The sequence below is a fragment of the Streptomyces sp. NPDC047117 genome, assembly GCF_040643545.1.
Taxonomy (GTDB): domain Bacteria; phylum Actinomycetota; class Actinomycetes; order Streptomycetales; family Streptomycetaceae; genus Streptomyces.
Genome location: NZ_JBEYUN010000011.1, coordinates 172228 through 197193 on the forward strand (window position 1 = coordinate 172228; position 24966 = coordinate 197193).

Annotated in this window: 23 protein-coding genes; 11 read left to right on the plus strand and 12 right to left on the minus strand. The window is 72.2% G+C overall.

All coding sequences use genetic code 11. The features are described from left to right. Positions 1-6: 6 nt before the first annotated feature. Positions 7-510: a MarR family transcriptional regulator gene (locus ABZ840_RS22535; protein WP_361561873.1), complete on the minus strand. Its 504-nt coding sequence runs from the start codon at positions 508-510 to the stop codon at positions 7-9. Positions 511-624: 114 nt separating this feature from the next. Between ABZ840_RS22535 and ABZ840_RS22540 the strand changes: the two genes are divergently transcribed. From ABZ840_RS22540 to ABZ840_RS22550, 3 genes are all read left to right on the plus strand, one after another. After that, positions 625-1149, plus strand: coding sequence for a hypothetical protein (locus tag ABZ840_RS22540; RefSeq protein ID WP_361561874.1), 525 nt, complete (start codon positions 625-627; stop codon positions 1147-1149). Between the two features lie 173 nt (positions 1150-1322). Continuing rightward, positions 1323-2057, plus strand: a complete 735-nt coding sequence (gene narI, locus ABZ840_RS22545) for a respiratory nitrate reductase subunit gamma (protein ID WP_361561875.1) — start codon at positions 1323-1325, stop codon at positions 2055-2057. Next, positions 2054-2671: an HPP family protein gene (locus ABZ840_RS22550; RefSeq protein ID WP_361561876.1), complete on the plus strand. Its 618-nt coding sequence runs from the start codon at positions 2054-2056 to the stop codon at positions 2669-2671. Before narI ends, ABZ840_RS22550 begins: the two co-directional genes overlap by 4 nt. A gap of 4 nt (positions 2672-2675) precedes the next feature. On the opposite strand, the gene pstS is transcribed toward ABZ840_RS22550, so the two are convergent. From pstS to ABZ840_RS22585, 7 genes are all read right to left on the minus strand, one after another. Next, positions 2676-3818, minus strand: coding sequence for a phosphate ABC transporter substrate-binding protein PstS (gene pstS, locus ABZ840_RS22555; protein ID WP_361561877.1), 1143 nt, complete (start codon positions 3816-3818; stop codon positions 2676-2678). Between the two features lie 169 nt (positions 3819-3987). Continuing rightward, entirely contained in the window at positions 3988-5709 is a 1722-nt protein-coding gene (locus tag ABZ840_RS22560; protein WP_361561878.1) for a glycoside hydrolase family 18 protein, read from the minus strand. A 115-nt stretch (positions 5710-5824) separates the two neighbouring features. After that, on the minus strand, positions 5825-7024 hold the full coding sequence (locus ABZ840_RS22565; protein ID WP_361561879.1) for an alpha/beta hydrolase-fold protein: 1200 nt from the start codon (positions 7022-7024) through the stop codon (positions 5825-5827). A 176-nt stretch (positions 7025-7200) separates the two neighbouring features. After that, on the minus strand, positions 7201-8739 hold the full coding sequence (locus tag ABZ840_RS22570; protein ID WP_361561880.1) for a CoA transferase: 1539 nt from the start codon (positions 8737-8739) through the stop codon (positions 7201-7203). 7 nt (positions 8740-8746) lie between these two features. Continuing rightward, positions 8747-10897, minus strand: a complete 2151-nt coding sequence (locus ABZ840_RS22575) for an FUSC family protein (RefSeq protein ID WP_361561881.1) — start codon at positions 10895-10897, stop codon at positions 8747-8749. 120 nt (positions 10898-11017) lie between these two features. Further along, positions 11018-11752 (minus strand): nitroreductase family protein, encoded by a 735-nt coding sequence (locus ABZ840_RS22580; protein ID WP_361561882.1) that lies wholly within the window; start codon positions 11750-11752, stop codon positions 11018-11020. A 65-nt stretch (positions 11753-11817) separates the two neighbouring features. Continuing rightward, the gene (locus ABZ840_RS22585) at positions 11818-13353 is read right to left on the minus strand and encodes a cytosine permease (protein WP_361561883.1); all 1536 of its coding nucleotides are present in this window, start codon (positions 13351-13353) and stop codon (positions 11818-11820) included. A 258-nt stretch (positions 13354-13611) separates the two neighbouring features. On the opposite strand from ABZ840_RS22585, the gene ABZ840_RS22590 reads away from it, so the two are divergent. Next, positions 13612-14859: an ANTAR domain-containing protein gene (locus ABZ840_RS22590; protein WP_361561884.1), complete on the plus strand. Its 1248-nt coding sequence runs from the start codon at positions 13612-13614 to the stop codon at positions 14857-14859. Between the two features lie 27 nt (positions 14860-14886). Here ABZ840_RS22590 and ABZ840_RS22595 read toward each other — a convergent pair whose 3' ends face one another. After that, positions 14887-15786 (minus strand): helix-turn-helix transcriptional regulator, encoded by a 900-nt coding sequence (locus ABZ840_RS22595; protein ID WP_361561885.1) that lies wholly within the window; start codon positions 15784-15786, stop codon positions 14887-14889. An 87-nt stretch (positions 15787-15873) separates the two neighbouring features. On the opposite strand from ABZ840_RS22595, the gene ABZ840_RS22600 reads away from it, so the two are divergent. Continuing rightward, positions 15874-17373: a UbiD family decarboxylase gene (locus tag ABZ840_RS22600; RefSeq protein WP_361561886.1), complete on the plus strand. Its 1500-nt coding sequence runs from the start codon at positions 15874-15876 to the stop codon at positions 17371-17373. Positions 17374-17419: 46 nt separating this feature from the next. On the opposite strand, the gene ABZ840_RS22605 is transcribed toward ABZ840_RS22600, so the two are convergent. Continuing rightward, positions 17420-18685 carry an MFS transporter gene (locus tag ABZ840_RS22605; protein ID WP_361561887.1) on the minus strand — a complete coding sequence of 422 codons (1266 nt, stop codon included), beginning with the start codon at positions 18683-18685 and terminating at the stop codon, positions 17420-17422. Positions 18686-18848: 163 nt separating this feature from the next. Here ABZ840_RS22605 and ABZ840_RS22610 point away from each other — a divergent pair, with 163 nt between their 5' ends. The 3 genes from ABZ840_RS22610 (at position 18849) to ABZ840_RS22620 (ending at position 20486) form a co-directional block, all read left to right on the plus strand. Beyond that, positions 18849-19301 (plus strand): MerR family transcriptional regulator, encoded by a 453-nt coding sequence (locus ABZ840_RS22610; protein WP_361561888.1) that lies wholly within the window; start codon positions 18849-18851, stop codon positions 19299-19301. 83 nt (positions 19302-19384) lie between these two features. Continuing rightward, positions 19385-19771: a PadR family transcriptional regulator gene (locus ABZ840_RS22615; protein ID WP_361561889.1), complete on the plus strand. Its 387-nt coding sequence runs from the start codon at positions 19385-19387 to the stop codon at positions 19769-19771. Then, positions 19761-20486 carry a hypothetical protein gene (locus ABZ840_RS22620; protein WP_361561890.1) on the plus strand — a complete coding sequence of 242 codons (726 nt, stop codon included), beginning with the start codon at positions 19761-19763 and terminating at the stop codon, positions 20484-20486. Before ABZ840_RS22615 ends, ABZ840_RS22620 begins: the two co-directional genes overlap by 11 nt. A gap of 4 nt (positions 20487-20490) precedes the next feature. On the opposite strand, the gene ABZ840_RS22625 is transcribed toward ABZ840_RS22620, so the two are convergent. Then, positions 20491-21426, minus strand: coding sequence for a LysR family transcriptional regulator (locus tag ABZ840_RS22625; RefSeq protein ID WP_361561891.1), 936 nt, complete (start codon positions 21424-21426; stop codon positions 20491-20493). 76 nt (positions 21427-21502) lie between these two features. On the opposite strand from ABZ840_RS22625, the gene ABZ840_RS22630 reads away from it, so the two are divergent. Both ABZ840_RS22630 and ABZ840_RS22635 read left to right on the plus strand, forming a co-directional pair. Next, entirely contained in the window at positions 21503-22303 is an 801-nt protein-coding gene (locus ABZ840_RS22630) for a hypothetical protein (protein ID WP_361561892.1), read from the plus strand. Positions 22304-22340: 37 nt separating this feature from the next. Next, the gene (locus ABZ840_RS22635; protein WP_361561893.1) at positions 22341-22700 is read left to right on the plus strand and encodes a hypothetical protein; all 360 of its coding nucleotides are present in this window, start codon (positions 22341-22343) and stop codon (positions 22698-22700) included. Here ABZ840_RS22635 and ABZ840_RS22640 read toward each other — a convergent pair. Then, the gene (locus tag ABZ840_RS22640) at positions 22682-23080 is read right to left on the minus strand and encodes a VOC family protein (protein WP_361561894.1); all 399 of its coding nucleotides are present in this window, start codon (positions 23078-23080) and stop codon (positions 22682-22684) included. The genes ABZ840_RS22635 and ABZ840_RS22640 overlap by 19 nt on opposite strands. Before the next feature lie 315 nt (positions 23081-23395). Here ABZ840_RS22640 and ABZ840_RS22645 point away from each other — a divergent pair, with 315 nt between their 5' ends. After that, on the plus strand, positions 23396-24952 hold the full coding sequence (locus ABZ840_RS22645; protein ID WP_361561977.1) for an APC family permease: 1557 nt from the start codon (positions 23396-23398) through the stop codon (positions 24950-24952). The last annotated feature ends 14 nt before the right edge of the window (positions 24953-24966 follow it).

The window sequence follows — 24966 nt, forward strand, 5'->3', positions numbered from 1 at the left end:
GTCCTTCTACGGGCGCGTGGGCGTGGGGGCTACGGGGGGCGAAGTCCCGTCCGAGGGCGCGGGGCCGGCCTCGTCGGGGGCGGTGGCCAGCCGGTCCAGCAGGCGGGTGGTGAGCCGGAGCAGGTCGCGTTCGACGTCGTTGAGGTGTGTCGCCATCGCGCGGGCCAGCCAGACGTCCCGGCGCTCCCGGTCGGCCCGGACGAACTCCAGGCCCTGTTCGGTGGGGTGCAGCAGGGTCTGCCGCCCGTCGGCCGGGTCGGGGCGCCGCTCGACCAGCTCCATGTCCACGAGCCTGGCCACCGGGCGCGCCATCGACTGCGGGGTGACCCGCTCCGCCGCGGCCAGCTCGCTCGCGGTGGCCGGCCCGTCACGCTCCAGCCGGCCCAGTACGGCCATCGCGCCGAGCGTCAGTTCACCGGGCGGACGCTGTGCCCGGAGGCGGCGCGCGATGCGCATCAGGCTGTTGCGCAGTTCAACGGCCGCGTGATCGAGCTCTTCGCCGGAGGACATTTCTTCAGCATAGCTCAATAGATGTACGGCGAACCTGAGAGCGGCTCCGCGCACCACGGCCGACCTGCGGCGACCGGATACTCTGAGCGCTGCCGCAGAGATCTTGAGGGAGACATGCTCAGCAAGCAGCGACTGATACGTGCCGGTGTGACGGTGCTTCTGGTGGCCGGGCTCGGCGCCTGCGGCACGGGGGCCGGTCAAGGGGGAAGCGGCGGCCACGGTACGGCCGGCGGCCACAGCGCCGGGGGTGCCCGGCCGCAGCAGGACGGCGTCTCCGGGCTGCGGGCCGGCATCCGCCACGTGCAGAAGAAGACGGTCAAGGCCAAGCGGCCGCACATGGTGAAAAAGTGCGACCCCGCCACCAAGCGGGTCAAGCACACCAAGCGCAGCGGCCGCGGCAAGAAGAAGACCTGGTACACCACCGAGCACTACCAGGACTGCCGGAAGGTCCGGCAGGGCACCGAGTCCTACCGGCGGGTGGTCCGCCACGAGAAGTGGTGCGTACAGCTCGACGACGTCAACGGCCGGGCCGGCAAGGACCACGTCTGGTACCGGGTCACACCGGCGGCGTACCACACGGCCCTCGGCAAGGACGAGCACGCGCACCTGCGTTTCACCCCGACCGGCAACGGCTGCTGAACCCCTCGGCACACTCCTCGGGGCCGGGCCCCCTTTGTGGCGGATCCCCGCGGCGTGGCCTGCGCGCGGGCGGGCGCTCTACGGACTACCTTGTGCGGCGATTGCGTCGTTGAAGCAGTATGCCCGTAGATGTCTGCCGGCCGGGTGGTGCCACCCGGCGCCGAGGGGATGCGATGAGCGAGGTGGCCGCAGACGGTTCCGCGCCGGCGGGCGGAGCGGCCGACGCGCTGCTGCGGCTCGGCGACTGCAGCCTGGACCCCTACGACCGGTTCGGCTGGACCACCCGCTCCTCGGAGCTGTACGAGTCCCGGCTGCTGCGGATCGGCAGCCCCGTCTTCCACACCGGCCTGTTCTTCGTCGTCGCCGGGCACGTCATCGGACTGCTGATCCCCGAGAGCTGGACGGCGGCTGTCGGCGTGAGCGAAGCCACCTACCACGCGCTGGCCCTCGCCCTCGGTGTCGTGGCCGGAGTGCTCACCTTCGGCGGCCTGGTGCTGCTCATCCGGCGGCGCCGGACCACGGGCCCGGTCTTCCTCGCCACCACCCGCAACGACAAGGCCATGTACGTCTTCCTCGTCACGGCCCTGGGCACCGGTCTCGCCACCACACTGATCAACGCCTTCGGTGCCACCCACGACTACCGCACCACCGGCTCGCCCTGGCTGCGCAGCCTGTTCACCTTTCTGCCCGACACCGCGCTGATGGCCGAGGCACCCACGGAGTACCACATTCACGTCACCGTCGCCCTGCTGCTCTTCGCGCTGCTGCCGTTCACCCGTCTGGTGCACGCGTTCACCGCGCCGGTGGCGTACCTCTTCCGCCCGTACCTCGTCTACCGCTCGCGGGACGTGGCCCGGGGGGCCGGGACAGCCCGGCCGCGCCGCGGATGGGAGCGCACCGGATCGTGACCCGCCCCGGAAAGCGCCCGTCCGGCGCGGCAGCACGTACCGAGGGCCCGCACCTCGACGCGCTCCACCTCGACGTGCTGGAGCGGCGCTACCCCTCCCGGTGGCTGCGCGCGGCGTACTGCGGTGTGAACGCCTTCGTCGCGCTGCTGCTGATGGCCGTCATCGCGCTGGTCACCCGGCAGCCGTTCCTCTTCCCTTCGCTCGGGCCGACCGCCTTCCTGCTGTTCCGCACCCCCGAGGCGCCGACGGCCTCGCCGCGCAACACCGTGTACGGCCACCTCATCGGCGTCCTCGCGGGCTGGTCCGGGCTGGCGGTCACCGGGCTGCTGGACACCGGCCCCGACCTGATGCACGTCGACTGGCGGCGGGTCCTGGCCGCCGTCATCGCGCTCGGCCTGACCTGCACCCTCATGCCGGTCTTCCGCGCCGACCACCCGCCCGCCGGAGCCACCACCCTCATCGTCGCCCTGGGACTGCTCCGCAGCCCCGCCGAGCTGGCCACCATCATGCTCGCGGTGCTGGTGCTCACCGCCCAGGGCTTCCTCATCAACCGCCTGGCCGGGCTCCCGTACCCCGTGTGGCGCCACCCACGGGACGAGCGGAAAAGCGCCTGACGAGTCAGGACAGGGTGCGTACCGCCCGGCGGACCTCCTTGGCGACGGCGTCCGGAAGCGGGGCGTAGTGGAGCGCGGCGAGGTGCTTCTGGCCCTCGGCGCCGGCGGTGTAGCCCAGGAACGACTTCAGAACCGGCAGCGAACCGGCCTGGTTGCCCTTGTCGCAGACCACCTCGTAGGTCATCAGGACGACCGGGTACGCGCCGGGCTTCGGCGCGTCGTAGTCGAAGGCGAGGGTCTTGTCGTTGCCCTCGCCGACGATGTCAGCGGCGCCGATGCCGGCCGAGGCGGTCTTCGTGGTGGGCGCCACCGGCTCGCCGGCGCCCGTGTCGATACTGACCGTGGTGATGCTGCGCGAGGCGGCGAAGGACAGCTCGAAGTAGCCGATGGTGCCGGGGGAGGACGCCACCTCCGAGGCGATGCGCGAGGACCCGCTGCCGGCCCCGCCACCCTTGCCCTGCCAGGTCTTGGCGACGGGGTGCGGCCAGGCGTCGGGCGCGGCACCGGCCAGGTAGTCCTGGAAGTTCTGGGTGGTGCCGGAGTCGTCCGAGCGGTGCATCGGCCGGATGGGCAGCGACGGCAGCTGCGTACCGGGGTTCAGCTTCCGGATGGCCGGCGCGTCCCAGGTGGTGATGCGGGAGTCGAAGATCTTCGCGAGCGTGGGGGCGTCCAGCACCAGATGGTCCACGCCCGGCAGGTTGAAGCCGATGGCGACGGGGCCGCCGACCATCGGCAGGTGGATGGCGCGGCCGCCCCGGCAGGTCTCCCGCGACCAGGCGATCTCCTGCTTGCTGAGCACGCCGTCGGTGCCGCCGAACGCGGTCGCCCGCCGCTGGAACTGCGCGACGCCGGCACCCGAGCCCAGCGGGTTGTACGCGATGCGGGAACTGGGGCAGGCCCGTTGGTACTCGTCGATCCAGTGCTCCATCGCGCTCTGCTGCGCCGTGGAGCCGGAGCCGCGCAGCCGGCCGTCGCCGGCGCAGTCGACGCCCGCGGGCGCGGGCTCGGCGGCCCGGCCGTTCCCGTCCGCCCCACCGGTGGCCTGCGCCCCGCACCCGGCGAGCAGCAGGGTGCTCGCGCAGGCCCCGGCGAGCAGAGTGCTCCATCGACTCGTGCGTCCCGTACGGACCGGACGTCGGCTTTGCACTCTTGTTCCCCTCACGGCGCCACATTCACTCGACACAACGAACTGAGCATGAATGCTCGCCGATCTTTCGTATGAGGTGAGTGTCATGCGGGCGAACGGGAGGTGATGTCTGGGTCACGGTCAGGTGAACCGCGACCCGTCCGCGCACGTGAGGACGTGCGGGCCGCCGTTACGGCAGTGCGTGCACGTGCGGGCCGACGGCGTTGGACCAGGCGTTGCCGCTGGTCGCGTCCCAGTTGGTGGACCAGGTCATTGCGCCGCGCAGCGTGGGGTAGGTCTTCGCGGGCTTGAAGGTACCGCAGCCGGTGCCCTTGGTGAGGCAGTCCAGTGCGGCGTTGACGACGCTCGGGGCGACATAGCCGCTGCCCGCGCCGCGGGTGGAGGCCGGCACGCCGATCCCGACCTGCGAGGGGTCCAGGCCGCCTTCGAGCTGGATGCAGGCCAGCGCGGTCAGGAAGTCCACCGAGCCCTGGCTGTAGACCTTGCCGTCACAGCCGAGCATCGAACCGCTGTTGTAGTACTGCATGTTGACGACGGTCAGGATGTCCTTGATGTTCAGCGCCGTCTTGAAGTAGCTGCCGGACGTGGACTGCATGTCGATGGTCTGCGGCGCCATCGTGATGACGAGCCCGCTGCCGGCCTTCTGCGACAGGGCGCGCAGGGCCTGCGACATGTAGGTGGGGTTGAGGCCGTTCTCCAGGTCGATGTCGACGCCGTTGAAACCGTACTGCTGCATCAGCGCGTACACACTGTTGGCGAAGTTCGTCGCGGAGGCGGCGTCGTTGACCGAGACCGTGCCCTTCTCGCCGCCCACCGAGATGATGACCGACTTGCCGGCCGCCTGCTTGGCCTTGATGTCGGCCTTGAACTGGTCGACGGTGTAGCCGTTCAGGCCCGCGGTGTCGAGGTTGAAGGTGACCGCGCCGGGCGTGCTCGTGGCGTCCGCGAAGGACACCGCGATGATGTCGTACTGGCTCGGCACATCGCTGATCTTCTGGACCGCGGCGCCGTTGTTGAAGTTCTGCCAGTAGCCGGTGACGGCGTGCTTGGGCACCGCCGGGTTGCCGCCGGAGCCGCCGTCGGGTGCCGTGGTGCCGGTGACCTCGGCCGACTTGGCGGATTCACCGGTCGCGTTGGTCGCCGCGACCTGGAAGCGGTACGCGGTGGCCGGGCTCAGCCCGGTGACGGTCGCGGAGGTGCCGCTGACGGTCTGGGCCTTGGCGCCGTCGCGGTAGACGGTGTAGCCGGTGGCGTCCTTGGCGGCGTTCCAGGAGAGCGCGACCGAGGACTGGGTCACGGTGCCGACACTGAGGCCGGTGGGCGTGGCCGGTATGCCGGGCACCGGGTCGGTGCCGCCTCCGCCGTCGGGCCCGAAGACGCTGATGTCGTCGGCGAAGTAGGGGGCCTGCCCGTACCAGCCGTGCGTGTAGACGGTGACGGACGTGGTGTTGGGTCCGGCGGTGAAGCTGGTCTGGAGCTGCTGCCAGGACGAACCGCCCGTCGTCCACGTCGAGACGTCGGTGGTGCCGGTGCCCGACGCGCCGAGGTAGACGTAGGAGCCTTGGACGTACGCGCTGAGCCGGTACGTCGCGCCGGGCTTCACCGCGACCGTCTGTGTGCACTTGGCGTTGTCGGAGCCGGCGGGCGTGGCCTTCAGCGCGCTCGTGCCGCCGTGCACGGGGCTCGTGACGGTCGTGCCGCTGCCGTTCGAGCAGGTCCAGTTGGAGAGCCCGGACTCGTAGCCGGCGTTCTTGGCGACGTTGACGTCGGCCTGCGGAGCGGCGACGGCTTGCGTGCCGCCCGCCGCGCACACGGCGGCCGCGACGGCGGCGAGGAGAGTGGTGAACCGGCGTCTGTGTCGGCCGGGTCGGACATCTGCGGTACGGGGCATGGCTGTCTCCGGTGCGAAAGAAGCGGACCAGGAAGGCGTGGGGGTCACTGCACTACGAGACGGCGGCCACCGTGTCTGCGCTAAAAATGGTTCAGACCAATGCCGTTGTCAAGGGTCATGACGAGGGCCGCCCGCTCTTCCGCGGCCGCGGCGCCACGTCCTGCGGGAAGGTCAGCGTGGAGCCCATCCACCGCATCGCCGGTGTGATCTCGCGCCGCCAGGTCGTGAAGTGGTGACTGCCCCGCGGCAGGATGAGGGAGTCCACGGTCATCGGCGGCTTCGCCGCGCGCACGAACCGCATCGTGTCGGCGTACCCCGGCTCGCCCTGCCGGCTGCTGGCCACCAGTACGGAGATCCGGGGCGCCGGCAGCCGGTCCAGCCGCCACAGCAGGTCGTGCCCGCGCTGCCGCTGGGCGGCCATCGGACCGGAGCCGAAGAGGCTGCCGGTGGTCAGGTCGTCCCGGATCCGGTAGTCGGCGGAGAGCGCGACGGCCGCGGTGTAGATGCCGGGGTGGCGCATGGCGAGCTGGAGCGCGCAGCTGCCGCCGGAGGAGTAGCCGAGGGCGCCCCAGGCGCTCGGGTCGTGGCCGACGCGATAGGCCGATTTCAGTGCGTCCGGCAGGTCCTTGGTGAAGAACGTCTCGGCCTGCGGGCCGCCCGGCACGTCCACGCACTGGGTGTCCCGCGGCGGCGCGACGGTCGGCCGGATCATCACGACGACGGTCGGCGGCATCGCGTCCCTGGCGATCAGCCGCCCCGCGGTCTGCGGCACCCGGAGGTACTGCGCGAGGTTCATGATGCCGCCCGGGTAGCCGCTGATGGCGACGACGACGGGGAACCGCTGCCGCTGGAACTGGCGTTGGAAGTACTGCGGCGGCAGGTAGACGAAGGCCGGATTCACCACCCGGGTACGGCGCCCCATGACCCGTACGGACTCCACCCGGCCCACCTTCTCCGGCGGGCCGGCGGGCAGCCCCGTCACCCGGTCCAGCCCCTGCGGGCCGGCTGCCTGCACCAGCCCGCCGCGCACCCCGGCGACCACGTCCCGGCCGCCGTGCTGGATGACCGGATCCGGCGCCTTCTCGTTGCGTCCCAGCAGCTCGTCCCACGAGCCGTAGAACTCGAAGGCGGAGTTGACGCCCAGCGCCAGCGCGCAGACGAGCGCGAGCTGGGTGACGGCGATGGCGGCGAACCGGCCCAGTACGGGCCGCAGTCCGCGCCCGGCCAGCCGCGGCCACAGCCACACCGTGAGGACCACACACACCACGGCGGCCACCGCCACCGCGTAACCGAGCGACCGGCTGGTCGGACCCATGCACCCATCACTCCCACACGTCGAGACGTCCGGGGCCGGGCCGCCGGCGGCGCCTTCACGGCAGGCGGTCCGGTCCCCGCTCGTCGATAAGGAGGTGAGCGAACCACGGTGCGTTCCGGCTTGGCACAGTTCTTGCCAAGGGCGTGCGTCCCCTTGAGATGCCGGGACCGAAGTGCTCAGCCCGCGAGCCACTCCGGCCGGCAGGAGCCCCGGGCGACCAGCGTGAACGGGTAGTGGCCCGGCGTACCGGACATCCGCACCTGGTCCGTGACGCCCTGGTACGCGCCGAGCGGGGTGTCGGCGGTGAACGTCTCGGGGTCGAGGTAGGCGTGGCGCTCCCCGGTGCCGGCGATCTCCGTCGCGTACGCCTTGTCGAAGACGCCGAGGCTGAGGATCCACAGCGCGGCCCGGGTCAGCGAGACGTGCACCCGGTAGCTGCCGCCCTCGCGCGCCCGGCGGGCCAGTGCCTCGCTCACCCCGGCGGCCATCAGCCAGGAGACGATGTAGTCGTTGACCACCAGGATCGGCGGCAGGCCCGGCCGTTCGCCGTCGCCCTCCAGGTTCATCATCCCGACCAGGCTGCCGGCCGTCTGGTCGAAGCCGACCCGGTCGGCCCAGGGGCCGGTGGGCCCGTTGAGGGTGGCCGTCGCGTGCACGATGCCGGGCCGGACGGCCGCGGCCTGCTCGGGGCCGAGCCCGATGCTCTCCAGATACCCGGGGCGGCGGTTGGCGTAGAACACATCGGCCCCGCCCAGCAGTTCGCGCAGCCGCGCCGAGCCGTCGGCGGAGCGCGGGTCGAGCGTGGCGGAGCGGACGCCGACGTTGGCCGTGGCGTACGTCGCGTCGTGCTCGTGCTCGCCCGGGCGCCAGATGTTCAGTACGTCGGCCCCGTGCAGCGCCAGCGCACGCCCCGCGCCCGCACCGGCGATCACATGGCCCATGCCCAGCGCCCGGATGCCCGACAGGGGCTGTTCGGCGCCCTCGGGGTGGGGGTGCCCCCAGCCGAGCTTGTTCGAGGCAGGGGGAGGCTCGGCCGGGCTGTCGCCGATCTTCTCGATCTCGATGAGCGGCATGTGCGCGAGATGGTCGCGGTACTGCGGCTCGTCCAGGATCTCCAGCGGGGAGCGCAGCACCGGCATCACGACTCCCGCCTCGACGCCGGCCCGCTCCAGGTCGTCGGCGTTCCACTTGGCGATGGCGTCGGCCACGGCCGCCGGGTCGTCCGGGGTGCCCAGCAGCTTCTGGGCGGCCGTCTTGATGCCGGGGTAGGGGTTCAGCGGCATCACCCAGCGGCCGTCGGCGGTGGGGTAGAAGGAGAAGCCGAGCGCCTGGTTCACATTGGAGGTGGAGGCCGGCGGATAGCCGTTCAGCAGCTCCCAGCGGCGGTCGTAGAACGGGCAGAGCCGGTGCGGGGCGCTGCGCAGGTCCACGGAGATGTCCTGCCCGGCACCGCCGCGCAGCCGCCAGAGCTTGGCGATCGCGGCGGACTTGGCCGCCAGCGCGATGCCGGCCGCCGCGCCGAGGCGCAGGGTGCTCGGTACGACGGGGTCGGCGCCGTGGAAGGTGATGTCGCCCCCGGTGTCCCGCGAGCTCATGCCGATGCCCGCGAGGACCTCGGCGAGGGCGGCCCCGACGTCGAAGGCGTCGTCGGTCGCCGGTGCGGCGACAGCGTCCTTGATCCGCTGGGTGAGCGTCTGTGCGTGCCCGGTGGTCATCGGTGGGTCAGCTCCCTGCGAGGGTGGTGGAGGCCCGGCGGACTGCCGGACCGGCGGGCGGTGCGGGCACCGGTGCTTCCGCGCCGGACGCCAGCCGGGAGACGAGCCCCTCGACGGCGGTCACGGTGCGCAGGCACAGGGTGAGGGCGCGGCCGCGGGCGTGTGCGACGCCGTCCGGTGCGGTGGCGTCGACCAGGTCGGCGAGGCCGCTGCGAGTGGCCGTCGCGTCGAAGGCGGCGCGCAGTGCGCCCTCGGCCGGGCGACCCTTCGCGGCCACCACGGCGGCCAGCTCCGCCAGGTGGTGGTCGAGGACCGCGGCGAACTCGGCGGTCTCCGGTACGGCGTCAGCGGCGCTGCCCGGCTGCCGGTCGTACAGGACCGAGGCGCACTGGCTGATCTCGTAGACCGCGTGCTGGATCCCGGTCAGCTCGGTGGCGGACCAGCGGGAGCGGTGCCGGCGCGGCTCGTGGCCGAGGCTGGCCACCGCCGCGTCCAGGCGCTCGCGGGACTGCCGGGACTGCCGCCGCAGTACGTCGATCTCCGCCGGGTCCACGGCACCGGCCTCGGCGTACCCGGTGACCAGCGCGGGCAGCAGCCGGCGCTGCACCCGCAGCCAGTCGGCGAGCAGATCGTGCGTGCGGTGGTGGTGGTACGTCGGGATCGCCACGAAGACCACCAGGCCGAGCAGCGCGCCGACCAGTGTGTCGGCGGGGCGGCCCCACTCGATCAGGTGGGCGGCCGAGCCGAGGCGGGTGATGAGGAAGACGATCCAGGCCGTGATGAAGAAGTTCAGTACGAGCTGCCCGACACGGAGGGTGAGGAAGACGCACGCGGCGAGGACGGTCGCCACGGCCACCAGCCGGCCGGCGTTCCAGCCGCCGGGCAGCAGGACGACCCAGGCGACGAGCCCGCCGAGGATGGAGCCGATCGGCCGGGCCCAGCCGCGGGCGAAGGTGTGCCCGTAGTCGGGGAAGAGCACCAGCATCGTGGTGAGCGCCGCCCAGAAGCCGTGGTCGGGCAGGGCGTGCCCCCAGAAGTCGCCGAACGCGCGGCCCACCGCCTCACCGGCCGCGGTACCGACCGCGATGCGGATGGCGTGCAGGAACAGCGGGGCGCCCGGACGCAGCTCGGCGCGCAGCCGGCGCCACCCGGAACGCAGCGCGTTCTCGGCGGGGAAGGCGTCCAGGACCTGGTCCAGCCCCTCGGGGCCGCGCGACTCCAGCCAGTGGTCGGCCAGCCGGGCCGCCTCCCGGAGCCGGGGGCGCAGCGCCTCGGCCTCCGGGCCGGTCCAGGTGTCCAGCAGCCGTGCGGTCTCGGTGTCGGCGTCCTGGCGCTGCGCGGTCTGCACCGTACGGGCGACCGCGTCGAGCGCCTCGGCGATGGCCGGCCGCGGCAGGTGCGCCGTACGCCCCGAACGCGGCAGGAACAGCAGCGCCCGCCGGATGTTCTCCGCCTCCGCGAGCAATCCGTAGAGCGGGGCCGCTGCGGGGCGGGCGAAGGCCGGGAGCAGGTCGAGGGCCGAGCGGGCCGCGGTGAAGGGCGCGGACGACAGGTACGGCGCGGGCTCGTCGGCCCGGGCGGTGTCCGCCAGCGTCCGGTACACGGCCGCCACTGCCTTGCGCTGCGCCGGGTGGCGCCTGCCGTAGGGCGGCAGCAGCTGGACGAGGACCACCAGTCCGGCGCCGGCCGCGATCCACTGGACCATCGTCAGTCCGGCGGAGATGCCGGGGGAGAGGTCCGCGGTGATCATGAGCCCGATGGTGATCAGACAGGCCCGGATGCCGGGGGCCACGCCCAGGGCGCGCCACAGGCCGGCGACGTAGGAGGCGACCGCGAGGACGATCAGGAACCACCAGCCCATCGGGTGGAGGAACACCCCGATCAGGGTGGCGAGGGTGAAGCCCGCGCCGAGTGCGAGGGCGTTCACCGCGCGGTGCCGGACGGGGGCCAGCAGTGTGCCGATGCCGCAGATGAAGGTGCCCACGGTCATCATGGCCCAGGCCAGCGGGTCGTGCAGCAGCGAGCCGATGACGGAAGCGGCGACGACGGCGAGCACGGCCCGGCCGATCGCCCAGGGATCGGAAAATACGCGTTCCACCTTCAGCGCCGCTCGGAAGCTGTGCCGGAGGGCGGAACCCCATGCCTTGACCTCACTCATATAGATGCATACTACACCTAATAAAGCGGGCGAGGCGAGCCGGCGCAGGGTGAGACGGGCCACCCGGTGGCGCCACTGGTGGTTACGGCACCGGGGCCCGCCTCGCGGAGCCCGCCCGGCTCACCAGCCGTTGCGGTGCACGACCTCCGAGACGGGGCGACGCCGCACGGGGCCGAAATTGCCCTGCGGCCAGCCCACGGGAATCGCGGCGAAGGTACGCATGTCGGCGGGGATGCCCAGCGTTTCCTTCCACTCCGCCTCCAGCATCAGGTGCCAGATGGTGATGTTGGCGGCCAGCCCGAGCCCGCGCGCGGCGAGCAGTAGATTCTGTACGCCCGGATAGACGCACGAACCCTCCGCGAGCGCCGTGAAGCGCTCCTGCGTCTGTGCCAGGTCCGCCGCCGCGTCCGGGCCCAGCGCCGCCACGTACGCCTGCACCCCGGCGTCGTCCGTCTGCAGCTCGGGCATCCGGTAACAGGGGATGACCAGCGCGGGCGTCTCCGCGAAGTGGTCGCGCTGGTACTCGATGGCCGCGACCATCCGCCGGTACGCCGCCTCCGGCATCCCCTCGGGGCCGTGCTTGCCGGTGGTGGCCAGATAGGCGTCGACGCACCGCTTCCACAGCGGCGCCAGCCGCGCCATGACCGCCGGGTCGGTGACGACGACGTACTCGTACCGCTGCATGTTGCCGCCGCTGGGACCCCAGACCGCCGCCTGTATGAGCTGGTCCAGCAGCTCGTCGGGCAGCGGGTCGGGCTTCAGCCGGCGCATCGCGCGCATGGTCGACATCGTGTCGAAGAGCGCCGGTTGGGCGGCGGAAGGGGTGGCGGGAGAGGTGGTCGTAGTGGTGATCATGGTCGCCGAGTGTAGGTGCTGGGCCGTGCGTCGGCACGGCCCGCGACGCCCCGTACCGCGGTCGCTCAGTGGGCAGTTGCCGGTACCTCGGCGAGCTCCTCCGGGCCGCCGGTGATCGGCGGCACCCCGGCGGCCGACGCCCGCGCGAACCGGGGCCCGGCCGGCCCGTACACCTCGCGCGGCTCGGGGAAGACGGCGAGCAGCGCGAGGTACATCACCGCCGCGAGCACGAGCCCGACCGGCAGGGAGATGTCCGCGCCACCGGCGAGGTCACCGAGCGGACCGACGAACTGGCCGGGCAGATTGGTGAACAGCAGCCCCACCGCGGCCGACACCAGCCAGACGGACATGGCGCGCCAGTTCCAGCCGTGCGTGAACCAGTAACGGCCGCCCCGCTGACGGCGGTTGAAGACCTGGATGGCGTCCGGGTCGTACCAGCCGCGGCGGGTTGCGTAGCCGAGGATCATGACGACCATCCACGGCGCGGTGCAGGTGATGATCAGCGTGGCGAACGTCGAGATGGACTGGGTGAGGTTCAGCGCGAAGCGCCCGGCGAAGATGAACGCGATCGACAGCACCCCGATGAACAGTGTGGCCTGCACCCGGCTGAAGCGCGGGAACACACTGGAGAAGTCCAGCCCCGTCCCGTAGAGCGCGGTGGTCCCGGTGGACAGGCCGCCGATCAGCGCGATCAGGCAGAGCGGCAGGAAGTACCAGCCCGGCGACACGGCGAGCAGGCCGCCCACGTAGTTCGGCGCGGCCGGATCGAGGTACCTCGCGCCCTTCTCGGCGATGACCGACGCGGTGGCCAGCCCGAAGACGAACGGCAGCAGCGTGGCCAGCTGAGCGAGGAACGCCGCGCCCATGACCCGGCGGCGCGGGGTGCTCGCGGGAATGTAACGGGACCAGTCGCCGAGGAACGCACCGAAGGAGACCGGGTTGGAGAGCACGATCAGCGCCGCGCCGATGAACGACGGCCAGAACAGCGGATCGGCGGTCGACGCGAAGGAACCCGCGTAACCGGGATCGAAATCCCCGGCGAACGCGAAGGCGCCGAGGACGAACATCGCCGACGCCGCCACCACGGCGACCTTGTTGACCAGCAGCATGAAACGGAAGCCGTACAGGCACACCACGAGGACGAGCCCGCCGAACAGCGCGTAGGCCATGCCGTACATCACGCCCGACTCCGGGACCCCGGCGAGCCGGTGCGCGCTGCCGACGAGCGCGTCCCCGGAGGACCACACCGAGATGGAGAAGAACGCCACGGCGGTGAGGAGGGAGAGGAAGGACCCGACGATCCGGCCGTGCACACCGAGGTGGGCGGAGGAGGAGACGGCGTTGTTGGTCCCGTTGGCCGGACCGAACAGCGCCATCGGAGCCAGCAGCGCAGCCCCGGCGACCAGTCCGAGAACGGTCGCCGCGAGCCCTTGCACGAACGACAGTCCGAACAGGACGGGGAAGGCGCCGAGGACGCACGTGGCGAAGGTGTTGGCCCCGCCGAAGGCCAGCCGGAAGAGGTCCAAGGGGCGCGCCGATCGGTCCTCGTCAGGTATCCGTTCCACGCCGTAGGTCTCAATTTCGGTGATCGACGTTGTCACGGTGCTCCGCTTCCTCATGCCGCCGGTGCGGTTCCTGCTGTTCTTACGGGTCTCGCTGTTTTTGCCGTTTTTGCTGGTCGGGGGCTTGTGCCTATGGGCCGGACGCACAGTCTGTGCCCGGCCGCCGGATGGTGACAAGTGTCTCGGCCGACCGCCGGGTACGGTCCGCCGACGACGTACGCCGGGAAAGATGTTCCACTGGGACCTGCGGCCCCCTCCGGGCCGTGCACGTCGTGGGCGGTTGCATGTGGAGGCGGGATGAACGACAAGGGAACACGGGAGATCTGGTCCGGTGTGGTTCGTCTGCCTGCCGCGGCCGGATGGCTGCAGATGTTCGGCGCCGACGGGGTGCTCGAATCCGGTGACCACCCCCTCTTCCCGGCGATCCTGGAGACCGAAGGACAGCCGCAGGCCGTCGCGGTCGACCTGTCCGGTGTGCAGGAGATGACCTTTGCCGCGGCCTGCGCCCTGGCCAAGTGCGCGGAGGAACTGAGCCACCGGGACATCCACCTCATGGTGGCCGCGCCCTCCGAAGAAGCCGCCCGTGCCCTCGCCGTCGACGAGGTCGCCGACTCCGGTGTGGTCCTGCTGCCGGCGATCCACGACCTCATCACCGCCTGCGTGCCCGACCTGCCGGACGCCCTGTGGAACGGCGGCGCGAGTGCGGAAGTCCCCGTGCCGGCCACGGCTCTGGACGACCTTCCCCAGCAGGAGTTCGACCGGCTGCGCGGCAAGGTACGCGACCTCCAGGCCAAAGTCCGCACGCACCCCCTCATCGCACAGGCCCAGGGCATCCTCCAGGAACGGTACCGGCTGCGCGACGGCCAGGCCGCCTTCACACTGCTGCAGGCGGCCTCCCAGCGGCACAACGTCAAGCTGCGCGTCCTGGCCTCCGCGGTACTCAGCGCGCCCCGCCCCGAGGGCGGCGCGACGCGCTGGTTCGCCGACCGCGTCCGCACCCGCGCGCCGAAGCTGGCGGCACTGCCGCAGGTGAACTCGGAGTCCGCCAACCGCAGCGCCGTGGTCTCGGCCGTACTGCACCAGACCCTGCTGATCTCGGACACCCCGATGGGCAACGTGCAGCTCGCCGACCGCCACGCCGGCGGACTGCGGATCGAGAAGCACGCGGGCCTGAACGAGGAGTTCGTCGAGTACTTCGACGTCGTGGGCAAGGACGGCACCTCCTGCGCGCTGGCGGCACGCAACGTCACCCGGGTCACCGTCACCGACGTGGCCACCGACCCGGTCTTCGACGAAGAGGCCCGCTACAAGATCCTCCAGGCCGGCAGCCGCGCGGCGCACAGCACGCCGCTGACCACCGGGCGCGGCATCTGCCTCGGCATGGTCTCCAGCCACCACGAGCGCCCCGTCCAGCTCCTGGGCCCGGCCCAGGCCCGGGCCATGGACCGCATCGGCGACCAGGCGGGCCGCTGGCTGGCCTGGCACCAACGCACCGTCGTCCTCGACGCCCTGGAACACCTCCACCGCATGGCGCTCAGCGCCTGACCGGCGCCGCGACCCGCAGGGCCGTCGTCAACGGGCGGGCAGCCGCGCACCGGTGGCCCGCAGCCGGAAGGCGGCCGGCGTCTCGCCCGCGCGCTCGCGGAAGAACCGGTTGAACACCGTGGCCCCCGGAAACCCCAGGCGCTCGCCGACCGCCGTGGCCGACAGATCGGTGTGCAGCAGCAGCCGCTTGGCTTCGAGGACGATGCGGTCGTCGATGAACCGCTTCGCGCCGCACCCGACCGCGGCGCGGGTGGCGCGGGTCAGGGTACGGACGCTGTAGCCCAGCCCGGCCGCGTAGTCCGCGACGTGATGGCTGCGGGTGAAGTCACGCTCCACGGCCTGCTGGAAGCGGCGGAACGCCGTGCCGGCCGCCGTCGGGCCCGGCTGGTCCCCGGGCAGGTGGGACAGGCGCAGGACCAGGATCGACAGCAGGTGCCGGACCACCTCGACATGTACCTCCAGCGGCAGGTCCGTCAGCCGGCGGTACTCGCTCTCCAGCATCTCCAGGGTCTGCCGTACGGGACCGCGCGCGGTGCCCGTGGGGACCAGCGGGAACTGCCGGGGACGCTCGTCCACATGGGCGGCGTCGGCGGTGGCCGTACTGAGGAAACTGGGCTGGAAGAGGACGACCGTCCCCTCCGCCGCCGCGAGGTCGGACCGGAACTGGAGCACCTGCCCCGGCCGCGCCCAGCCCCAGCCGCCCTCCTCCACCACGTACTCCGCGAAGTCCACGGAGCAGAGCAGCACGCCGGACTTCACCGTGATCAGCTGATGGAAGACCGGCCTGAGCGGTGCGTACTCGTCCTCGCCGCGCCCGCGCGCCGTGGCGGCCAGCCCGGCGAAGTCGACCACCTCCACGCCCGGCGGGCCACCCGGAGTGGCCGGGAACCGGGCCTCCGTGATGGCAAGGTGTCCGCTTCTGCTCATGTCCTGTCCTCAGTCCGTGCCGACCAGTGCATTTTCCGTACCTAGCGTCGGAGCCGCACGCGCTCCTCTACGTGAAAGGCACCGTCCATGACACAACACGGCCCGGCGCTGAACTTCCGCGACTTCCTCGGCACACTGCTGGCGGACGGCGACGCCGTAGCCATCGGCCGGCCGGTCGACCCGGAGCTGGAGGTGGGCGCGGTGACCCGGCGGGTCTACGAGACCAAGGCCCCGGCCCCCTTGTTCAACCACCTCACCGGTGCCGCGCCCGGCTTCCGCATCCTCGGCGCACCGGCCGGCCTGAACACCGCCGACCGGACCGGGAAGGGCGCGTACGGCCGGCTCGCGGCCCACTTCGGCCTGGCGCGCGACAGCACACCGCGCGACATCCTGGAGCGGCTGATCGCGGCGATGCACGCGGACCCACTGCCGCCGGTCGTCGTGGCGGACGGCCCGTGCAAGGAGAACATCCGTACCGGCGACGCCGTCGACCTGGAGGCGTTCCCCGTACCGCTGCTGCACCAGGAGGACGGCGGACGGTACTTCGGCACCTACGGTTTCCACGTCGTCCGCAGCCCGGACGGCACATGGACGAGCTGGTCGGTCGCCCGCACCATGCTGAACGGCCGCAACACCCTGGTCGGTCCGGCGATGCCGCAGCAGCACATCGGCATGATCCACGACATGTGGCGGGAGAAGGGGCGGGCCACGCCGTGGGCCATGGTCCTCGGCGCACCGCCCGCGGCCCTCGCCGCCGCCGGGATGCCGCTCCCGGCCCGGGTCGACGAGGACGGTTATGTCGGCGCGCTGACCGGCAGTCCGGTGGAGGTCGTCCAGGCCGAGACCCACGACCTGTACGTACCGGCCAACGCCGAGATCGTCCTGGAGGGCTGGATCAGCCACGACGAGACGGCGCCCGAGGGGCCGATGGGGGAGTACCACGGCTACTCCTTCGGCCACAGCAAGCCGCAGCCGGTCTTCCACGTCGAGGCGGTCACCCACCGGAACGACCCGGTCCTGCCCGTCTGCGCGGCGGGCCTGCCCCCGGAGGAGAACCACACCATCTGGGGCACGATGATCTCCGCGGCGAGCCTGGACGTGCTCCGCTCCGCCGGCCTCCCCATCGACCTTGCCTGGTGCTCGTACGAGGCCGCCACCTGCTGGATCGTCCTCTCCGTCGACACCGGGCGGCTGGCGCGGCTGGACATCGGCGAACGCGAACTGGTCGACAGGGTGGCCGAGGTGCTGTTCGGCTCCCACGCGGGCTGGCTGGTCCCCAAGGTGATCCTGGTCGGCGACGACATCGACATCACCGACATCGACCAGGTGGTGTGGGCGATGGCCACCCGCTACCGCCCCGGCGAGAACGAGCACTGCTTCCCCGAGGCCCCCGGCATCCCGATGGTGCCCTACCTCACCCCCGAGGAAGCCGCCTCGGGCCGGGGCGGCAAGGCGGTCATCAGCTGCCTGCAACCGGAGCAGTTCCGCGGCGCCTCGCGCGGCACCACGGCCTCCTTCCGCACCTCGTTCCCCGCGGAGCTGCAACAGCACGTCCTCGACAACTGGGCGTCCTACGGCTACCGCTGACGGACGACCGGGGCGGTGACCGGGCTCCGGCCGCCCCGGGGCCCGGTCACCGCGGATCGTGTCCGGCGCGCATGCTGAGGACGGCGTTCACCGGCAGCACGCCGAGGAAGGCGAGGAGCAGCGCCTGCCAGGAACCCGTGGCGGCGTGCAGCCAGGCGGCGAGTGCCGGCCCGGTGGCCGCCACGAGGTACCCGCAGGTCTGCGCCATGGCCGACAGCGCGGTGACATGCTGCGGGTCGGTGCCCCGGCGTACGTAGAGCACGCCCGCGAGGGACTGTGCCGCACCCAGCCCGGCACCGAGGACGGCCGCCCACAGGGCGGGAGCGGCGGCCGGGGCCAGCAGCAGGCCCGCGAAACCCACCATCGGGACGGCGAGGGCGGCCGCGATGTGCGGCCGCTGGTCCGCGCGCCGGCCGGCCAGTGCGGGCGCCGCGAAGCCGCCCGCCGCGATGCCCAGGATGAAGACGGCCTGGTACGTCCCGGCCGTCGTCCGGCTCGTGCCCGACGCCACGAGGACGGACGGCAGCCAGGCGAGCGTGGTGTAGAACATCAGCGTCTGGAGCCCGAAGAACGCCGTCAGGCTCCAGCCGAGCGCGGTACGGGCCACCGGGCGCCGCCCGGAGGCGGTACCGGAAGCGGTTCCCTCGGCGTTGTCGGAGGTGGTGGTGGCGGGGCCCGGTGGGGTGCGGCGCCGGATCGCCTGCGGGGCGATGCCGATCAGGGCAAGTAGCGCGGGCACCACGGCGATGCCGATCGCCGGCTGCCAGGCGCCCCCGGCGGCCTGCGCGACCGGGGCGACGAGGGCGGCGACGACCGCCGAGCCGATCCCCATCGACAGCGCGTAGACGCCCATCATCGTGCCGGCGCGCCGCGGGGCGAACCGCGCGTGCACCCACACCGGAATCAGGACGTTCACCACGGCGGTGGCGAGACTGACCAGCACGGTGCCGACGACCAGCCCGCTTGTGCCGGCCATGCGCACCATCGCCCCCACGACCAGAACGGCACTGGCAAGCAAGAGCCCGCGCTCCGCGCCGTAACGCCGGCGCGCGAACGCGCCCAGCGGAGCGAAGAGTCCCATGCACAGCGGCGGCAGCAGGCCGAGCAGGGTGACGGTCCCACTGCTGAACCCGGCGACCGGCGCGAGGGGACCGACCTGGCCGAACGCGACCCGTGTGTTCAGGCTGAGCAACACGAAGCCGACGACGAGCAGGGCGCCGGAGGCCCGTACGCCGCCCGGTGGCGGTGCGGTGGGGGAGGCGGCGCCAGTGGCGGCCGCGGTGGTGGCTCCGGTGGTGGAGGAAACGGTCATGACAGCCCCTTGAGCGGCGGAAACGATGCCGACGGGTGAGGTGCCGACGGGCGGCACGCGGGGATGCCACCGACGGACAGTGCGTCAGTGGGTTCCGGGAGACGGCAACGGTAGTGTTCACGCTCAAGCGCACTTGAGTGCAACCCGGAGGTGGCGAGGAGCGATGCCCGAACTGTGGTCGATCAGCGAGGTGGCGCGGGCCTTCGGCCTGTCGGTGTCGGCGCTGCGCTACTACGAGGAGTGCGGCCTGGTCCGCTCCACCGAGCGGCGCGGCCGCGTGCGGTTCTACGACCGGGCGGCCCTGGAACAGCTCGCGTATGTGCAACTGTGGCGCGACGACGGCCTGATGTCGGTCGCCGACACCGCCGCCGTCGTGGGCAGTGACAGCGTGGCGGACCGCCGCACGCTGATCAGCGCGCAACGCGAGGTGATGCTCGCCCGCATCCGCAGCCTGACCCGGGCCGCCGCGGTACTGGAGCACATGCTGGGCTGCCGGACGGACCGTGCGCTGGAGTGCCCGATGACCGGCGCGTACATCAACTCGCGGGTGGACGCGGCACTGTCCGGCGAGGACTTCGTCGACGACTTCCTCCCACCGCCGACCGACGAGCCCTGAGCAGACCGTCCCGCCCCCTCACCGTGACCGACCCCGGGCAGGTACCTTGCTTCGCAGGATACTTGTGGAGCAAGATACTCGCCGTGGCAGTCAACGAGGGGCTTCGGCAGCAGTGGCTGCGCGGCGTGCTGGACATGTGCCTGCTCGCCGTGATCGCCCAACGCCCGACATACGGATACGAGATGACGGTGCGTCTGGCCGAGCACGGCCTGGAGGTGGCCAGCGGGTCGATCTACCCGGCCCTGGCCCGGCTGCGGTCACGAGGGCTGGTGGACGTCACGCGGCAGCCGGGGGCGGGCGGCCCGGTGCGTACCTACTACCACCTCGCTGCCGACGGCCGCCGTGAACTGGCGGAGTGGAGCGCTCAGTGGGCCGACTTCGCCGCCGGCGTGGACCGCGTACTGCCCATCACGACCAACACAACGGAACAGGCCGACCAGGGGCATGAGGGTGGGGACGATGAAGCGTGACGCAGTGGCACAGGCCCGGCGGGTATGGCGGCGACTGGGCGTGCCGGAGGAGGCCGCGCGGGAGATGGCCGAGGAACTGAGCGCCGACCTCGCGGAAGCCGTGGCCGACGGCCGTACCGCCGAGGAGTACGTGGGCGGCGACGTCGCCGCCCTGGCCCGCACATGGGCCGCCGAACGGGGCCTGATCCGGCCCAGACAGCACGTCGGGCGCGTGCTGGCGGCAGCACTTCTCGGCGCGCTGCCGGGCGGCTTCACCGCCCTGTTCTTCGTCTTCGCCCCCTCGTCGCGCCTCCCCGCGTTCGCCTTCGCGCGTGCTTCCTCGGGGGACAACTGGGTGGTGCGGGCCCTCTCGGCGAGCCCCACGAGCCCGGAGCCGTCGCTGCATGTGTCGGCGCCCGTCATCCTCACCCTGTACGTCCTGAGCGGCTGCATCGCCTACGCCGGGTCGCTGGCCGCGGTCTCCGCCGTGCTGCGCCGCTCCGGCGACTCCCACCGCCGCCAGACCGTACGGGCCTTCGCCCTCGCGATCCCCGTCATCGGCCTCGTGGCCACCGCCGCCGGCGTCGCACTGGCCGCGGCCCTGAACTTCCAGATGGTCGCCTTCCGGCCGGTCTGCCTGTTGGTTCTCCTCCTGCTGGCGCTGGGCGTCGCCCTGATACGGCTGCAGGTCGTCACCCGCACCGCGCGCCCGGCAGCCCCCGTCGGGGCCGCCTGAACCGTCAGCCGGCCCGTACGCCACGCTCCTCGGCCCGGCTCTGCCGCGGGGCCGCGCCCGTGAGCGCTGTCGCGAGGAGCGCGGCGGGACCCGTCAGGGCGGTGCTGTGCAGCACCTCGACCCGGTGCACGAGTCGCGGTGCCGACAGGGACACCGCACTGACACCGGCACCGGGGCCCTCGGCGATCGCCGGCCGGGGGAGCAGCGCGAGCCCGTGCCCGGCGGCGACGAGGGAGAGCAGCCCGCGCACGTCCGTACCGTCGTAACGCAACGAGGAACGGAAGCCGTCGGTCCCGCTCGCGGTGCGCAGGTGCGCGAGCGGGACGGCGGCGTCGGGTGCGTCGAGCCACCGGGCATCGGCCAGGTCCGACAGGCGCAGACCGGCCCGGCCGGCCAGCGGGTGCCCGGCGGGCAGTGCGACGGCCGGCGGCTGCTCGTCGACCGCCCGCGCCGTGAGGGCGCCGGTGTCGGCGAGGTGCAGCGGGTCGTGCGGAGCGGCCGCACCGTCGACCAGACCGACGTCCAGGTCCCCGGCCGCGACGTCACGCGCGACGGCCTCGCGCCCGAGGACGCGCACCGTCACCTCCGACAGCGGCTGCTGATGGCGCAGGGAGGCCAGCGCCTCGCCGAGCCGGTGCGTCACGGCCAGCGGTGCGACACCGAGGACGACGCGGGCGGCGGGTGCGGTGGTCAGCCGCGCGATGTCCGCGCGGGCGGCGTCCAGCCGCAACAACAGCGGTCCGGCGTGCTCCAGCAACCGCTCACCGACACCGGTGGGGACGACCGGGCGCCGCAGTAAAAGCGCCGCCCCGAGGTCGCTCTCCAGCGCGGCGATGTGCTGGGACACCGCCGACTGCGTGTACCCCAGCTCGCGGGCCGCCTCGGAGAAGGAACCACAACGGGCCACGGTCACGAAGGTGCGGAGGAGATGGGGATCCATGGGCATCAGTATCGCTAATGGGCCGCTCAGGAATCATCGTTGGCGTTGAACGGAGCGCCCGGATCAGGATGGGGCCATGCCTCACCCTTCCACGCCACCACCGGCGGCCCGTATCGCCCTGGTGGGCGATCGTTCGCCCGGCGTCCTGGCCCACACCCGTATCCCCGCCCTCCTCGATGCGCCGGCCCGGCGCGACGGGCCCGTCCTCGACGCGTACTGGATCCCCACTCCGGACGCGGAACCCGCCGGTTCCCTCACCGGATTCGACGCCGTGTGGCTGGTGCCGGGCAGCCCGTACCGCAGCGAAGCGGGCGCGGTCGCGGCGGTACGCACCGCACGTGAGCAGGGCATCCCGTTCCTCGGAACCTGTGGCGGCTTCCAGCACGCCCTGCTGGAATTCGCGCGCAACGTCTGTGGACTCACCGACGTCGGCCACGCCGAGAACCACCCGGAGACCGGCGATCCGCTGATCGTCCCACTGGCCTGCTCCCTGCGCGGCCACGAAGGCGCGGTCGAGGTGGCGGCCGGTTCGCTGGCGGAGCGCGTGCTGGGCGCCGAGCGGACGGTCGAGCGGTACCGCTGCTCGTACGGCCCCAGCCCCGACCGTCTCGATGTGCTGCGCGCCCACGGGATGCGCTTCAGCGGTGTGGACGCGGGCGGCACCGGCAAGGGTGTGGAGGCGGCCGGCACCGGAAGGGCACTGGCGGACAGGCGTAATGAGGTGCGCATCGCGGAGCTTCCCGGCCACCCCTTCTTCCTCGCCACCCTCTTCCAGCCCGAACTCGCCGGTGACGGCATCCGCCCGCACCCCCTCATCCGCGCACTGGCCACGGCGGCGGAAGCACACGCGGCCGAGCGCGCCGCATTGCCGTACTGAGCACGCGGAGCGTGTCGTAGCGCTACGCTCCCCGGTCATGTCGAACACACACTCGTGGCCGGCGGGACCTCCCGTCCGGCCGGCGCGTTCCGCTCCTCCCAAGTGGCCGTGGGGTGCGTTCGCCGTCGCGTCCGCGCTCTTCCTCCTCACCTGGGCCCTCTGCTGGTTCAACGCGAACGTGGTGAACGAGGACCTGCAGAACTACTGCGCCGACCTGCACACGCAGAGTTTCCCGCCGGAGAAGACGTGCGTGACCGGCAACGGGACGGTCACCGGGGCCAACGCCGGGTGGGTCACCGCGGCGTTCTTCACCTCCGCCACACTGTCGGGCGCGTCGCTGGCCGGAGCGCTCACCCTGCAGTTCGCGGCCCGGGTGGGCTACTCGTCGGGGAGGTGACTGCCGCTCGGTGCCTTGCTGAGGTCGACGACGCAGAAGGCGTTGCCGTCCGGGTCCGCGAGGACGACGAAGTCGGGGGCAGGCGGGTACTGGTCCCAGTCCACCCTGCTCGCTCCCAGCGCGACGAGCCGTTCGACCTCGGCTTCCTGCTCGGCGGTGGTGTCGACGAACAGATCGAGGTGGAGGCGCGGATACGGCTCGGCCGGTGAGTCACTGCGCATCAGCGCCAGCGCGCGCCCGGACCCGTCGGCGTGGTCCAGCGTCCGCCAGTTCTCGCTCCGCCACTCCTCGGTCGCCACCAGGTCCAGCGCCGCTGTCCAGAACTCCACGGCGCGGGGCACATCCACCACACCGATGACCGGAAATCCAAGTCTGAGCATGAGCCGAGCCTACGAACCCGTATGCGCCGCCGCCACACCGTGACCCGTGCGCCGTGATCCTCCGCAACCGTGACCCGCCACGCACCTGCCGCGCCTCCTCCGTACGCCATGCCTCCGTACGCCGTGACTCGTCCGGCCGCGGCGCGGACTCGGCGGAATGATGTCTTCCGCTCCTGTGTCCGTCGAGTAGGGTCCGGCGAGCGAGCAGTACGGATCAAGGAGGAGAGTGTCGTGACGGGGCATCAGGTGCCGGCAGACGGGGGCGGTGGGGCCGTGGCGGCCGGACCGCAGGGGGTCCAGGCCGAGGAGCGCCTTTTGCGCCGCGACCTGGGGTTCTGGGGGCTGACCGGCATCGGCTTCTCCAACATCGTCGGCTCCGGCTGGCTGTTCGCCGCGATGTACGCCGCGCAGACGGCCGGTCCCGCGGCGCTGCTGTCCTGGGTGGGGGCCGGACTGCTGTGCGGCCTGGTCGCGATGGTGATGATCGAACTCGGCGCGACCCGGCCGGAGGGCGGCGGAACCGTCCGCTGGCCGCTGTTCGCCAGCGGACGCCTCGTCGGCACCCTCGTCGGCTGGTCCGTCCTGCTGTCCGTCGGCGCCACCGCCGCCGAGATCAGCGCGATCATGCAGTACGCCGCCCACTACCTCCCGGGCATTTACAACGGCCACACCCTCACCCTCTCCGGGGTGGCCCTGGCCGCCGCGCTCAGCATCCTGCTGACGGCGGGGAACTGGTTCGCCGTCCGGCTGTTCGCGCGCCTCAACAACCTCGTCTCGGTGTTCAAGATCGTCGTACCGATCCTCACCGTGCTCGCCCTGGTCGCCTCGGGCTGGCACTCCGGCCGCCTCACCGACCACGGCGGCTTCGCACCGTACGGCTACGTCGCCTGCCTGACCGCACTGGCCGGCGGCGGCATCGTCTACTCCGTCAACGGCTTCCAGGCCCCACTGGACTTCTCCGGCGAGACCCGCAACCCCCGCCGCACCATCCCGGCAGCGGTGCTCACCAGCATCGGCCTCGCCGTGCTGATGTACCTGGCCCTCCAGGTGGCCTTCCTCTTCACCGTCCCCGAGCACCTGCTCGGCAACGGCTGGCAGGGTGTCTCCTTCGACTCACCGTTCGGCCAGCTCGCGCTGGTCCTCAACCTGCACTGGCTGTCCAGCCTGCTCTACGCGGACGCGGTGATCTCGCCCGGCGGCTCGGCGTACGTGGGGGTGGCGCTCAACGCGCGGCACACCTACGCACTGGCGAAGAACGGCACGATTCCGCGGTACTTCATGAAGGTCAACGAGCGGTTCGGTGTCCCGCGCCGCGCCCTGGTGATCAACCTGGTCGTCATCATGGTGTTCCTCCTGCCGTTCGGCGGCTGGCAGGACATCGTCAGTGTGATGGGCGACATGTATCTGCTGATCTACGCCGCGTCCGCGGTGGCCGTCGCCGTCTTCCGCGCCGAACCGGGCGGCCGCACCGCCGGGTGGGTCCCCGGGCTGCGCTGGATCGCACCGCTCAGCTTCGTGGTGGCCAGTGAGTTCGTCTACTGGTCGGGCTGGGACGACCTCCGCCTGGCGCTGCCCCTCGTGCTGGGCGGCCTGCTGATCTTCCTGGCCATGCGCCGCCCGGGAGAGGGGGAGAGCGCCGACGCCGGCCCGCGCCACCGACCGCTCACCGCCGAACTGCGTGCCGGTGCGTGGTTGGTGACCTACCTCGTCGCCCTCACATTGCTCTCCGGGCTCGGCACCTTCGAGGGCTCCGCTCTGCTCCCCGCCCCGTACGACTCACTCGCCGTCGCCGTGATGGCCACGGCGGTGTTCTTCTGGGCGGTCCGCTCGGGCGTCCGCCAACGGGCGGCCTCCCGCCCCGAGGCCGAGTGACCGGCGCGGCCCGT